Source organism: Streptomyces dioscori (assembly GCF_003024195.1).
Classification (GTDB): Bacteria; Actinomycetota; Actinomycetes; order Streptomycetales; family Streptomycetaceae; genus Streptomyces; species Streptomyces dioscori.
Map to the genome: position 1 here is coordinate 127,915 of NZ_KZ679050.1, position 13,653 is coordinate 141,567.

The following is a 13,653-nucleotide window of genomic DNA, read 5'->3' on the forward strand; positions in this document are numbered from 1 at the left end:
GCCGAGCCCTTAGGGGCGCGGGGAACGGCGCGAACGGCCCCCACCGGCCCGCGGGGGCACCGCCACGGTAAGGCCCCGCGGCGCCGCCTACCGGTTCGCTACCGCCTGTTTCACCAACGTCCTGCCGAAGTCCCACATCAGCCCACCCCCACTGTGCGCGTCATCCATCACGGCGGTGAACGCGTCCACGAACCGGTCCACGTCCCGCTCACCGATCACCAGCGGCGGAATCAGCTTGATCACCTCCAGGTGGTCACCGGAGACCTGCGTGAGGATCCGGTGCCGCTGCAGCAGCGGCACCACCACCATCTGCGCGAACAAGCCCTTGCGCGCGGCCTGCAGCATCGCCCAGCGACTGCGCAGCTTCAGCGAGGCGGGCCGCCCGAACTCGATGCCGATCATCAGCCCCCGTCCGCGTACGTCGCTCAGCAGCTCGTACCGGTCGACGAGCGCCGTGAGCCGGGACTTCAGCCGCTCCCCCGTGGCGCGGGCGTTCGCCACGATCTGCTCGTTCTCCATGACCGACAGCACGGCGAGCCCGGCCGCCATGGCCTGCGCGTTGGATCCGAAGCTCGCGGAGTGCACGAGGACCCGGTCCATGGACGAGTAGACCTTCTTGAAGATCCAGTCCTTGCCGAGGGTGGCGCTCACGGGCACGTAACCGCCCGACAGCGCCTTCGCCACACAGACCAGGTCAGGCTCGACCCCGTCCTCGTGCTGGTAGGCGTAGAAGTCCCCGGTCCGGCCGAGCCCGGTCTGCACCTCGTCCGCGATGAGCAGCGCCTTGTGTTTGTGCAGCAGCTCCTGGGCGTCGCGCAGATAGCCGGGCGGCGACTCGTGCACGCCCTTGCCCTGAATGGGTTCGACGATCAGCGCGGCGACGTCGCCCTTCTTCAGCTCCACCTCCAGGGCGTCGAGGTCGCCGAGCGGGACCGCCGTGTCGGGCAGCAGCGGGGCGAAGCCGTCGCGGAAGCCGTCCTCGCCGTTGACGGACAGGGACCCGGTGGTCAGACCGTGGAAGGCGTGTGCGCAGTACAGGACGCGCGGCCTGCCGGTGGCGTAGCGGGCGAACTTCAGCGCGGTCTCGACGGCCTCCGTTCCGCTGTTGCCGAAGAACACCCGGTCCAGGTGCGGGCTGTGCGTCAGCAGCTTCTCCGCGAGCAGTCCTGGCAGGGGCTGGCAGTCGAAGCGGGTGAGGTCGGCGAGCTGGGCGTCGAGGACGTCGTGCAGTGCCTTGCGGACGACGGGGTGATGGCGGCCGAGGCCCATCACCCCGAACCCGGCGAGCATGTCCAGGTAGTCGTTGTCGTCCGCGTCCCAGAAGTGGGCGCCCTCGGCCCGTTCGTAGACCTTGTCGAAGCCGATGGTGCGCAGCATGCGCGGCAGCTGGTGGTTCAGGTACTTGGCGTGCAGCTCGTAGCGCTCCGCCCCGCGCCCGGCGATGAGGCTGCCGAGGTCGAACTCCTGGGACTTGCTGGTGGTCATTCCGGCTTCTCCTTGGACACACGCGTCTGTGCGGCCGGCTTGCCGACGGCACCCTGTTTCCCGGTCCCCCGCTTCCCGCCGGCCTCACCCTTCCCGTCGGCCTCGCCCTCCCCGCCGGCACCCTGCTTCCCGGCGGCGCGCCGCCCGGCGCCCGGTGCCCTCCGCGCGCGTTTCGCCGCGGCCCGCCCGTCGGAGGTCGGCGCCGCGCCCGTGCCGACGCGCCGCCCGGACCGTCCGACGGCGGGACCGCTGCCCGGGGATGCGTCCCGGTGGTCGGCCTCCCGCCTCCCGGCCGCCTCGGCCACGCCGCCCGCCTCGGCCGGCCCGTCGGCCTCCCGTACGGCCAGGCTCGCGCTGATCCGGCTCGCGATCTCGACGGGGGTCAGCCCGATGTCCGCCAGCACTTCGCCCCGCTTGGCGTGCGCGAGGAACTGTTCGGGGATGCCGAACCTCCGTACCGGCACATCGACTTCGGCGTCCCCGAGGGCGAGCGCGACCGCCGCGCCCACTCCGGCGGCCCGGCTGTTGTCCTCCACGACCGCGACCAGCCGGTGCCCGGCGGCGAGGCCGGGCAGCGCGGGGTCGACGGGTTTGACCCAGCGCGGGTCCACCACCGTGCAGCCGATGCCCCGGGCCTCCAGAAGTTCGGCCGCGTGGAGGCACACCGGTGCCATCACGCCGACGGCGACGAGCAGCACGTCGGACCGCTCGCCCCGGTGCAGCACGTCCACTCCGCCGACCCGGTCGACCGCCGGGACCTCGGGCCCCACCGACTCCTTGGGGAAGCGGATCAGCGTGGGGGCGTCGTCCACGGCGACGGCCTCGCGCAGCTGGGCCCGGAGCTGGTCGGCGTCGCGCGGCGCGGCGATCCTGAGTCCGGGTACGACCTGGAGGATGGACAGGTCCCACATGCCGTTGTGGGAGGCACCGTCGACGCCGGTGATCCCGGCCCGGTCCAGCACGAAGGTCACGCCGCAGCGGTGCAGCGCGACATCCATGAGGAGCTGGTCGAAGGCCCGGTTGAGGAAGGTCGCGTACACGGCGACGACCGGATGCAGCCCGCCGGTCGCGAGGCCGGCCGCGGACACGGCGGCGTGCTGCTCGGCGATGCCGACGTCCCACACCCGGTCGGGGAACTTCTCGGCGAACTTCGCGAGCCCGACGGGGTGCAGCATGGCCGCCGTGATCGCCACGACGTCCTCGCGTTCCTCGCCGATGCGCACGATCTCGTCGCCGAACACCGAGGTCCAGGACGGGCCGTTGGAGGGGGCCAGGGGCTCGCAGGTGAGCGGGTCCATGACGCCGACCGTGTGGAAGCGGTCCTCCTCGTGCGCGAGCGCGGGCTCGTAACCGCGTCCCTTCTCGGTCAGGCAGTGGATGAGTACGGGCCCGTGGAAGCGTTTCGCGCGCCGCAGCGCCGACTCGACCGCGCCCGTGTCGTGCCCGTCGATCGGCCCGACGTACTTCAGGCCCAGGTCCTCGAACATGCCCTGTGGGGCGAACGCGTCCTTGAAGCCCTTCTTCGCGCCGTGCAGCGACTCGTAGAGCGTGCCGCCGACGACGGGGGTGCGCAGCAGGACGTCCTTGCCCCAGGCCAGCACCTTCTCGTAGCTGTCGGTGGTGCGCAGGGTCGCCAGGTGGTTGGCGAGGCCGCCGATGGTCGGCGAGTACGAGCGTTCGTTGTCGTTGACGACGATGATGAGCGGGCGGTCCTTGGCGGCGGCGATGTTGTTCAGCGCCTCCCAGGCCATGCCGCCGGTGAGCGCGCCGTCGCCGATGACCGCGACGACGTGCCCCTTCGCCCCCTGCACCTGGCGGGCCTTGGCGAGCCCGTCGGCCCAGCCGAGCGCGGTGGACGCGTGGCTGTTCTCGATGATGTCGTGCTCGGACTCCTCGCGCGAGGGGTAGCCGGAGAGGCCGCCCTTGCTGCGCAGTTTGGAGAAGTCCTGACGTCCGGTCAGCAGCTTGTGCACATAGCTCTGGTGGCCGGTGTCCCACAGGATGCGGTCGGTCGGTGACTCGAAGACCCGGTGGAGCGCGATGGACAGTTCCACCACCCCCAGGTTGGGTCCCAGGTGTCCGCCGGTCCTGGCGACCGCGTGCACCAGGAACTCCCGGATCTCCTCGGCCACTTGGCCTATCTGGGTCTCGGACAGCGCCTTCAGGTCGCGTGGTCCCCGGATGGTCTCCAGAATCGTCACGCTCGGCCCCCTCTCGGTCCGTTCTGCAGCTAACTCGCGGTGCCGGCGGGTTGCCCCGGCACCGTGACCTCCGGCTCGCCCGATGCGACGCCGTCCGCCTCCATCTGCTCGGCGATCTTCATCGCCTCGTCGATGAGGGTCTCCACGATCTTCGACTCGGGGACGGTCCTGATGACCTCGCCCCTGACGAAGATCTGTCCTTTGCCGTTGCCGGAGGCGACCCCCAGGTCCGCCTCCCGTGCTTCTCCCGGCCCGTTGACGACGCAGCCCATGACCGCGACGCGCAGGGGCACTTCCATGCCCTCCAGGCCGGCCGTGACCTCGTCGGCGAGCTTGTAGACGTCGACCTGGGCCCGCCCGCAGGACGGACAGGACACGATCTCCAGACGCCGCTGCCGCAGCCCCAGCGACTCCAGGATCTGGATGCCGACCTTGCACTCCTCGGCGGGCGGGGCGCTCAGGGACACCCGGATGGTGTCTCCGATGCCCTCGCCGAGCAGCGCCCCGAAGGCGACCGCGGACTTGATGGTCCCCTGGAAGGCGGGGCCCGCCTCGGTCACGCCGAGGTGCAGCGGGTAGTCGCACCGCGCCGCGAGCTGCCGGTAGGCGTTGACCATCACGACCGGGTCGTTGTGCTTGACCGAGATCTTGATGTCCCGGAAGCCGTGCTCCTCGAAGAGGGACGCCTCCCACAGCGCCGACTCGACCAGCGCCTCGGGTGTGGCCTTGCCGTACTTCTGGAGCAGACGCCGGTCCAGCGAACCGGCGTTGACCCCGATGCGGATCGGCGTGCCGTGGTCGTGGGCGGCCCGCGCGATCTCCTTCACCTTGTCGTCGAACTGCTTGATGTTGCCGGGGTTGACCCGGACCGCCGCGCAGCCCGCCTCGATCGCGGCGAACACGTACTTCGGCTGGAAGTGGATGTCCGCGATCACCGGGATCTGCGACTTGCGCGCGATGGTGGCCAGCGCGTCCGCGTCGTCCTGCGTGGGGCAGGCGACGCGGACGATCTGGCAGCCGGACGCGGTGAGTTCGGCGATCTGCTGCAGGGTGGCGCCGATGTCCGACGTACGCGTGGTCGTCATCGACTGCACCGAGACGGGCGATCCGCCCCCGACCGCCACCGGTCCGACCTGGATCCGCCGTGAGACACGGCGTTCCGCGATCGGCCGGACCGGCACCTCGGGGAGGCCCAAGGAGATGGCGGTCATCACGTCACCCGCGGTTTCCCGAGACGGTCTCGCGGGCGGCCCGCAGCGACTCCTTGAGGGAGCCCATGGTGGCCATGACCGCCGTCGGCTCGTAACCGCAGTGCGCCATGCAGTTGGCGCACCGCGGGTCCTTGCCGCGGCCGTAGGCGTCCCAGTCGGTCTTCTCGATGAGGTCCTTGTACGTCGTGACGTACCCGTCGCTCATCAGGTAGCAGGGTTTCTGCCAGCCGAAGAGGGAGTAGTTGGGGATCGCCCACGCCGTGCAGGGGAAGTCGACCTTGCCCTCCAGGAAGTCCAGGAAGAGCGGGGAGTGGTTGAGCCGCCAGCGGAGCCGGTTGCCGCCCGCGAACGCCTTCTTGAACAGTTCGCGGGTCTGTTCCACGCCCAGGAAGTGCTCCTGGTCGGGGGCCTTCTCGTAGGCGTAGGCGGGCGAGATCATCATCTCGTCCACCTTCAGGTCGTCATTGAGGTAGTTCAGCACCTCGATGATGGTCTGCGGGGTGTCGGTGTTGAAGAAGGTCGAGTTGGTGGTCACCCGGAAGCCGCGCCGCTTGGCCTCCTTGATGGCCGCGACCGCCTCGTCGAACACCCCCTCCTTGGCGACGGACTCGTCGTGCCGCTCCCGCAGCCCGTCGATGTGCACGGCGAACGCGAAGTACGGCGACGGCGTGAACTTGTCCATCTTCTTGCGCAGCAGCATGGCGTTGGTGCACAGGAAGATGTACTTCTTCTTCGCCACCAACTGCCGCACGATCTCGTCGATATGAGGGTGCATCAAGGGCTCGCCGCCAGCGATGGACACCATCGGCGCACCCGATTCGAGCACGGCCCCCACGGCCTGCGCCACCGGCATGCGCTGCTTGAGCACTCCGGCCGGATGCTGGATCTTGCCGCAGCCCTCGCACGCGAGATTGCAGGCGTACAGCGGTTCCAGTTCGACGATCAGCGGAAACTTGTCCCGCTTGCGGAGTTTCTGTTCCATGAGATACGTCGCGACCTTGATGGTCTGGCGAAGCGGCATGGCCATCTGGCTCACCTCCTGGGGAGCAGCGAAGAACGGTGCCATTCATAGAAAACAGGAAGAACGGCACGAAGAACACGGAAGGCTGATATTCCACCGCGTACCGTGCCGATCCGGACGAGTTCATGTTCCGGGGCGTCCACGACCACCCGTACGGCGGCAACCGGGCGCTCGCCCGCGCGGACCGCGCTGCGGAGCGTCGCCGCCGACTCCATGTCGACCGCGATCGCGCCGGTCGCGTACAGAGCAGACCGTTCGGGGCCTCGGACCACGTGATCGGAGCCGGCGAGCGGTCCCGTGTGGACGGCGCGTCCGGGCACCGCCCGCCGCAGTTCCCCGACGAGCAGGCCGGTGCCCACGCACGGCGTACTGCCGTGCACGTCCCGGGTCTCCTCGGCGACGATCAGGTCCCCCGGATGCATTCCGGGGGCGAGCCCGGCGCAGAAGCCCGTGGCCAGGACGGCCGCCCCGCGCATCGCGGGACCGGCCAGCACCCTGCCGACCGCCCGCTCGGCCGCCGCGGGACCCATGCCCGTACGCAGCACGGTGACCGGTCCGTCGGCGCCGTCCCGGTCGCCGCCCGTGCGCAGGGCGAACCGCTCGATGCCCAGCGCGCAGGCGATCAGCAGCGGGGCGGCGCCCGGTGTCGCGCTCATCAGCTCGCCCTGCCGAAGGCGCTCTGGGCGCCGCTCTGCAGGTCGGCGAACGGTTCGCCGTTGACGTACCGGCCGAGTGCGGTGAGCGGGAACACCTGCCGGTAGAGGTGGTAGTTGATGGAGAAGTCCCACGGGAATCCGGTGCCGGTGAAGTACGGCTCGTCCCAGGAGCCGTCCGCCAGCTGGGTCTGTGCGAGCCAGGCGATGCCGCGCTCGACGGCCTTGGACTCCCGCTCCCCGGCCGCGAGCAGCGCCAGCAGCGCCCACGCGGTCTGGGAGGCGGTCGACTCGCCCCGGCCGCTCCACTCGGCGACGTCGTGGTAGGAGCGCAGGTCCTCGCCCCAGCCCCCGTCGTCGTTCTGCACGGTCTCCAGCCAGGCCACCGCCCGCCGGATCGCGGGATGCGAGCCGGGCAGTCCGGCGGCGACCAGTGCGGGCACCACCGACCCTGTGCCGTATACGTAGTTGACGCCCCAGCGGCCGAACCAGGAGCCGTTCGCCTCCTGTTCGGCGAGCAGCCACTCGATGCCCCGGCGGGTGCGCGGGTCGTGGGCCAGGCCCTCGACGGCGAGCATCTCCACGACGTGCGCGGTGACGTCGGCGGACGGCGGGTCGATGACCTCGCCGAAGTCGCAGAACGGCAGCCGGTTGGGGAAGGGACTGGTGTTGTCGACGTCGAAGGCGCCCCACGCGCCGTTCTTCGACTGCATGCCGAGGTTCCAGCGCACCCCACGCCCGATGGCCTTCTCCACGCGCTCCGGGTCGTGGTGTCTGACCCGGCGCAGCGCGAGGACCACTTCGGCGGTGTCGTCGATGTCGGGGTAGTTGTCGTTGTGGAACTCGAACGCCCAGCCGCCGGGCGGCAGTCCGGGCCTCTTGACCGCCCAGTCGCCGGGGCGGACGATCTCCTCCCCGAGCATCCAGTCCGCCGCCCGCACCATCTGCGGGTGGTCGGCGGGCACGCCCGCGTCGGCGAGCGCGATGGTCGCCAGGCAGGTGTCCCACACCGGTGACTGACAGGCCTCGATCATCCGGGCGCCGTCCTCGCGCCACACGGCGAAGCGGTCCAGGGAGGCAAGTCCCTCGCGCATCACGGGGTGTTCGAGGTCGTAGCCGAGCAGGTACAGCGCGATGACCGAGTAGACGGCGGGCGGCTGGATGCCGCCCCAGCACCCGTCGTTCTCCTGGCGCTCGATGATCCAGCGGGCCGCGGTGTTCATCGCGGCCCGGCGCAGCCTGCGCGGGGCGACCTTGCGGTAGGCGTGCAGGGCCCGGTCGAGCCGCTGGAACGCGCCGTCCCAACTCGCCACCGGGGCGAAGGGTTTGACCGGGTTGGGGTTACGGGGATCCACGTGCAGCTCGTCCAGCGTGAAGGGCGCCGGACGGACCGGGCGCTTCGCGGAAACGACGGTGAGCGGCACGATGGTCTGCCGGGCCCAGCAGCCGAAGTCGTAGATGTTGAGCGGCATCCACTTCGGGAACCAGATGAGCTCCGGGGGCAGTTCGGGGAGGTCGTCCCACTTCCACCAGCCGAACAGGGCCAGCCAGATCCGGGTGAAGACCCGCGCCGCCGCGATGCCGCCGCGCTCCCGGATCCAGGCGGACGCCCGCGCCATGTGCGGATCGTCCGGCAGGTCCCCGGCCAGCCGCAGGGCCACGTACGCCTCGACGGTGGTGGAGAGTTCGCCGGGTCCGCCGTAGAAGGAGGCCCAGGTGCCGTCCTCGCGCTGTTCGCCGCGGATGAACAGCGCGGCGGCCTGTGTGGTCTTCTCGTCGTCGATGCCCAGGAACTGACGGAGCAGCAGGTCTTCGGCGTCCATGGTGACGTTGGTCTCCAGGTCGCCCTTCCACCAGCCCTCGGCGTCCTGCGTGGTGAGCAGGAAGTCGGTGGCACGCTGTATCGCGTGCGTGGCGGTCTCTCGGATATCGGCTGTCCCGGCCGCCGCGGGAGTCGATTCTGTCCGGATGTCGCTGGCCGAGGCTGCGCGGGGCGGGAGGGCTCCGGTGCTTCCGTCGGTCGTCGCTGTCATGGCTTCCCCTTCGTGCAGTGGCATGTCTCTGCTGGGTCCGCCGTCGGCCGGTGCTCGTTCTTCCGCAGCACCGGCCGGCGACTACGCGAGGGCTATTCGACCGATAGTGATCATCTCTTTCGTACGACGACGAAGTCGGCGAGCTCCACGAACTGGGCCCGCACGCGGTCCGGCATGTCGATCGTGTCGAGGGCCTCGACGGCGACGGTGTGCTGTCGGCGCGCCTCCTGGGCGGTCCACTCGCGGCCGCCCGCCTCCTCGATGAGCGCGGCGCGCACGGCGAACTCCTCCTCGGAGAAGTTCTCGAAGTCACTGCTCTTGGCGTCCGCGGCGAGCAGTTCGCCCAGCCGCTCCGAGGCCGGGCCGCCGGCCGCGAGCGCCGCCACGACGGGCAGGGACTTCTTGCGCTGGCGCAGGTCGCTCCAGGTCTGCTTGCCGGTGGCCACCGGGTCGCCCCAGATGCCGAGGAGGTCGTCGACGGCCTGGAAGGCGAGGCCGAGGTGGTAGCCGTACTTCTCCAGCGTGTCCGCCGTGCGGTCGTCGGCGCCGCCGAGGACCGCGCCGATGGAGCAGGCGCAGGCGAGCAGGGCGCCGGTCTTGTTGCCCTCCATCTCCAGGCACTCCTCGACGCTGACGCGGTCGCGGTGCTCGTAGGAGATGTCCTGGGCCTGGCCGTCGATCAGCGCGCGGGTGGCGGTGGTCAGCCGGCGGGTGGCGCGGCCCGCCTCGACCGTGCCGAGTTCCAGGAGCAGTTCGTTGGCCAGCGCGAACAGGGCGTCGCCGACGAGGATCGCCTGGGCGGGGCCGTGCACCTTCCAGACGGTGTCACGGTGGCGGCGCTGCTCGTCGCCGTCCATCAGGTCGTCGTGCAGGAGGGAGAAGTTGTGCACCAGCTCGACGGCGACCGCGCCCGGCACGCCCACCTCGGGGGCTGCTCCGGCGGCCTCGGCGGACAGCACGGCGAGAGCGGGGCGCACGGCCTTGCCGCCGTCGCCCTCGGCAGGGTTGCCCTCGGCGTCGATCCAGCCGAAGTGGTAGGCGGCGACGGTGTCCATGGGCGGTGCGAGGCGGTCGATGGCCGCCCGCAGTACAGGTGAGGCCAGGGTCCGGCCGCGCTCCAGGAGCGCGGTCACGTCCACCGCGTCGGCAGCCTTCGATGCCGGGGGCACAGTGGGCACAGTCTCTCCTCTATTTGCGATACGGGGGGTGCGGGGGCCGGTGCCGGAGCGGGCGACGGTGGCCCCGTCGCTCTGATCGAGCGTCACGCCGCCTCCTCGAAGAGCTCGAAGAGGTGGTCGCGTGGCCGGCCCAGCGCGCCGAGGGCGGCGTCGGCCGCGCTCACTCCGCTGCGGACCGCACTCTCCATGGTCGCGGGCCACCCTGTGGCGGTCCACGCGCCGGCCAGGTACAGGCCGGGTGCCTTGGTGCGGGCGCCGGGCCGCAGCCGTCCGACGCCTGGGGTCGGGGCGAACGTCGCCGTCCGCTCCCTGGTCACGAAGAAGTCCCGGACCCCGGCGTCCCTGGTGTGCGGCAGCAGCCGTTCCAGTTCCGGCAGGTAGCGCTCGCGCAGTGCCGCGACCGGTGCGTCGATCTCGTCCTGCGCGGCCGACTGGGACAGTGCGAGGTACTGGCCCTCCTTGAGCCCGGACGCCTCGGTGCGGTCGAAGACCCACTGCACCGGGGAGCCGAGCGCGGCGAAGAACGGCGTGCTCAGCACCTTGCGGTCGTACACGACGTGGATGTTGAGGATGGGGGCCGTGCCGATCTCCAGCAGCCGCTCCGGGGCGTCCAGCGCGCCCGCCGGCAGCAGATCGTGGGCCTCGCGCTGCGGCACGGCGAGCACGACCGTGTCGGCGTCGAGCGTCTCGCCGGGAACCTGAACGCTCCAACGGCCGTTCTCGTGTGAGGAGATGGAGGTGACTCGTGTACGGACCTCGGTACGGACTCCCGCGGAGTCGAGCGCCTTGCGGGCCAGACGGTCGTGCAGTTCACCCAGCGGGACGCGCGCCCAGCCGATGTCGGCGGCGCCCGGGTCGGACAGCAGACCGGTCTTGAACACCATCGCGGCGAGCCCGAGCGAGGCGTCGCCGGCCACCGCGTTGAGGGTGGCGACCCCCACCAGGTCCCACAGTGCCTCGATGGCCCGGTCGGACTGACCGTGCTCGGTCAGCCAGCCACCGAAGCTCTGCGCGTCGAGCGCCGGGTCGGCGGGGTCGAGTCCCTTGAGCGCCAGAGCGGCACGGCCGACCCTGGCGCGCTCGGCGAGCGACAGATGCGGGTAGGTCGCGAGGCTGCGCGCCAGATGCAGCGGGACGGGCAGCGCCGTCCGGCCGATTCTGCCGAGCCGTCGTCCGGCCGGGGCCTCGGCGTCGAGGACGGGCACGTCGAGACGGTCCTGCAGCGGCGCGAGCGCCGCTCCTTCGACGCGGTCGAGGAACCAGCGGTACGCCGTGCAGCAGCGCAGATACACATGCTGGCCGTTGTCCACGGTGAGTCCGTCGCGCTGGAACGAGAAGGCGAGCCCGCCCAGGCGGGGCCTGCCTTCGAGCAGCGTCACCCGGACTCCGGCGTCGGCCAGCGCGAGCGCCGCGGTCGTTCCCGCGAGCCCCCCGCCGACCACCACAGCCGTCGTGGGGCGTCCCGGGGAGCCCGTATCGGGCCCCTCGTCCTGCGTGGTGTCGTTCATCGTGCACCTTCCCCCGCGGCCTCGGCGTGCCGGTGGAGCGGGGCACGGGCGGCCGATGCAGTCAGGGACGCAGTCCCGGGCTGGAGGGTTGCGCGCCGTTTCCAGGTACTTGCGTCACCTTGGGGCGAAGTGTCCATCAAGCGCGCCTCCTGACGGTTCGGCGGGAGACGTGCCGGGCGTCGAGGCCGGAGAGGCCGCGCACGGCGACGTACGCCTTCTCGCGTCCGGGGAGCGAGACCCGGCCGCGCAGGACGGCCTCCGGCTCGCGCTCGATACGGTCCAGGAGGCGGCGGTAGATGCCCGCCATCGCGGCGACACAGGCGCCGCTGCGGCGGTCCAGCATGGGCAGCAGCCGGTAGCCCTCGGCGAAGAGCGCGCGGGCCCGGCGCACCTCGAAGTGCACGAGGCCCGCGAAGTCGGAGCCCTCCGGCGGTCGCGATCCCTCGAACCCGGCCGAGCAGCCGAACTTCGCGAGGTCGTCCGCGGGCAGATACGTACGCCCGTTCTCTGCGTCCTCGCGAACGTCTCTCAGGATGTTGGTCAGTTGCAGCGCGAGCCCGAGGGTGTCCGCGTACTCCGGCGCGCGCTCGGCGCCGCGCGCCCCCGGTTCCGTACCGAAGACGCCGAGCGAGAGCCGGCCGATGGCGCCTGCGACGCAGCGGCAGTAGACCTTCAGGTCGTCCCAGGTCTCGTACGTCTCGCCGCGGACGTCCATGAGCACGCCGTCGATGAGTTCGTCGAGGCCGTCGAGCGGCACCGGGAAGTGGTCGGCCGTGTGCCGCAGGGCGACGGCGACCGGATCGGTGTCGTCCTCGTCGACCGAGCCGTCGCGGATCCGCCCGAGCAGCGCCCGGGTCTCCTCCAGTCGCTTCGCCTTGACCTCGGGGGCGAGCGTGCCGTCGCCGATGTCGTCGACGCGCCGTGAGAACGCGTACAGCGCCGACATGGCCCGGCGCTTGGGCGTCGGCAGCAGCCGGATGCCGTACGCGAAATTCCGGGCCTGCTGCCCGGTGACCGCCTCGCAGTAGCCGTAAGCGGCGAGTACCGGTGCGGACATGTGTGGTTCCGACTCCACGGTCCGGATCACCCCTCTCCTCGCAGAGTCACTCCCACCTCGCGCAGCAACTGGATCTTGCCGGGCTTCGGCGGGCCGGGAAGTACGTCGTATTCGGCGGCGGCGATCGCCCGGATTGCCGCCCTTCCTCCTGCCACGAACCCCGCGAGCAGCAGCTTCAGCCTGCCGTGGACGCTACCCACGAGGGGGGTGCCTTCATTCAGGAGGTTCCGGGCGCGTTCTGCTTCGTATGCAACCAGTGCGCGCGCCGATGCGCCTGCCGTGGGCGTGGCGAGATCCGCCTCCTGGACGTGAAAGCGCTTCATGTCCTCGGCGGGAAGGTAGATGCGGTCGCGGCCGAGGTCCTCGGCGACGTCCTGGAGGTGCTCGACGATCTGCAGGGCGGTGCAGACGGCGTCGGAGAGGCGGACCCGCTCGGGGGTCGAGGTGCCGGTGACGGACAGGACGAGCCGGCCGACCGGGTTCGCGGACAGCTCGCAGTAGGCGAGGAGGTCGTCGTAGGTCTCGTACCGCTTGACGAGCTGGTCCTGGCGGTTCGCCGCGATCAGGCCGAGGAAGGGCTCGGGGGTCAGGCCGGTGCGGCGGACCGTGGGCTGCAGGCGGCGCAGGAGCGGGTGGCGCGGAGTGGAGTCGAAGACCTTGCGCAGGTCGGCCTCGAAGGCGTCCAGCAGGACGAGCCGGTCCTTCGCCTCTTCGGGGGACACGCCGAGGAGGCGGGCGTCCGCGCCGCCGGGGGCGAGGTCTCCGTCGCCGATGTCGTCGACGAGCCGGGCGAAGCCGTAGACGGCCATGAGGTCGGCCCGCCAGGCCCGGGGCAGGAAGAACGGCGCCACGGGGAAGTTCTCGTCCGCGGCCTTGTCGAGGGTGCTGCGCTCCGGGTCACCGGCGCGTGCCGTTGCGGCCGGTGTCATCGCCCGCCGCCCGGGCCGCGGACGGCACACGCACGGACGGCACACGCGCAGCGGAGCTGGAGAGTTTCCGTAGCCATCGCCGTCACATCTCCCGTTCTACACTGCTGACCCAATGGTGACTATTTCGGACACGCCGCCCGGCCGTCCGCGCGGCAGACCCTATGCCTGGTGTCGCGCAGTATCGCCCCACTTGCCGCGAATCAGCACCGGTACAGCTTACGTTGTACAACCGGTCGTGCTCCGCCGGGGTGTCCTGCACATCACAAGAACACACCGATTGACGTCAAGATTCCTACGGGCGCCCGGAGTTGGCGTTTCCTTTGCAGACGCAGGGCCCCGCCGAACCGTTCCGGCAGGGCCCTGCGTGGTTCTTCTAC

Annotated in this window: 11 protein-coding genes; all 11 read right to left on the reverse strand. The window is 71.0% G+C overall.

Translation table 11 applies throughout. The features are described from left to right. Nucleotides 1-87: 87 nt before the first annotated feature. On the reverse strand, nt 88-1,485 hold the full coding sequence (locus tag C6Y14_RS29770; protein WP_107019950.1) for an aspartate aminotransferase family protein: 1,398 nt from the start codon (nt 1,483-1,485) through the stop codon (nt 88-90). Beyond that, nucleotides 1,482-3,686 (reverse strand): 1-deoxy-D-xylulose-5-phosphate synthase, encoded by a 2,205-nt coding sequence (dxs, locus tag C6Y14_RS29775; protein WP_225891350.1) that lies wholly within the window; start codon nt 3,684-3,686, stop codon nt 1,482-1,484. Before dxs ends, C6Y14_RS29770 begins: the two co-directional genes overlap by 4 nt. Before the next feature lie 29 nt (nt 3,687-3,715). After that, nucleotides 3,716-4,897 carry a flavodoxin-dependent (E)-4-hydroxy-3-methylbut-2-enyl-diphosphate synthase gene (ispG, locus tag C6Y14_RS29780; protein WP_107020106.1) on the reverse strand — a complete coding sequence of 394 codons (1,182 nt, stop codon included), beginning with the start codon at nt 4,895-4,897 and terminating at the stop codon, nt 3,716-3,718. Nucleotides 4,898-4,901: 4 nt separating this feature from the next. Then, the gene (gene hpnH / locus C6Y14_RS29785; protein WP_107019951.1) at nt 4,902-5,924 is read right to left on the reverse strand and encodes an adenosyl-hopene transferase HpnH; all 1,023 of its coding nucleotides are present in this window, start codon (nt 5,922-5,924) and stop codon (nt 4,902-4,904) included. Nucleotides 5,925-5,929: 5 nt separating this feature from the next. Beyond that, nucleotides 5,930-6,574, reverse strand: a complete 645-nt coding sequence (locus C6Y14_RS29790) for a phosphorylase family protein (RefSeq protein WP_107019952.1) — start codon at nt 6,572-6,574, stop codon at nt 5,930-5,932. Then, the gene (shc, locus tag C6Y14_RS29795) at nt 6,574-8,604 is read right to left on the reverse strand and encodes a squalene--hopene cyclase (RefSeq protein ID WP_107019953.1); all 2,031 of its coding nucleotides are present in this window, start codon (nt 8,602-8,604) and stop codon (nt 6,574-6,576) included. Before shc ends, C6Y14_RS29790 begins: the two co-directional genes overlap by 1 nt. Nucleotides 8,605-8,714: 110 nt before the next feature. Next, entirely contained in the window at nt 8,715-9,869 is a 1,155-nt protein-coding gene (locus C6Y14_RS29800; RefSeq protein ID WP_107019954.1) for a polyprenyl synthetase family protein, read from the reverse strand. Continuing rightward, entirely contained in the window at nt 9,866-11,290 is a 1,425-nt protein-coding gene (gene hpnE / locus C6Y14_RS29805) for a hydroxysqualene dehydroxylase HpnE (protein WP_107019955.1), read from the reverse strand. The genes C6Y14_RS29800 and hpnE overlap by 4 nt, the downstream gene beginning before the upstream one ends. Next, nucleotides 11,287-11,427 (reverse strand): DUF6380 family protein, encoded by a 141-nt coding sequence (locus C6Y14_RS45930; protein ID WP_225891351.1) that lies wholly within the window; start codon nt 11,425-11,427, stop codon nt 11,287-11,289. Before C6Y14_RS45930 ends, hpnE begins: the two co-directional genes overlap by 4 nt. Next, nucleotides 11,427-12,377 (reverse strand): presqualene diphosphate synthase HpnD, encoded by a 951-nt coding sequence (gene hpnD / locus C6Y14_RS29810; protein WP_199854904.1) that lies wholly within the window; start codon nt 12,375-12,377, stop codon nt 11,427-11,429. The genes C6Y14_RS45930 and hpnD overlap by 1 nt, the downstream gene beginning before the upstream one ends. Next, complete coding sequence (hpnC, locus tag C6Y14_RS29815; RefSeq protein ID WP_107019956.1) at nt 12,374-13,276, reverse strand: squalene synthase HpnC; 903 nt, start codon at nt 13,274-13,276, stop codon at nt 12,374-12,376. Before hpnC ends, hpnD begins: the two co-directional genes overlap by 4 nt. Nucleotides 13,277-13,653 lie beyond the last annotated feature (377 nt).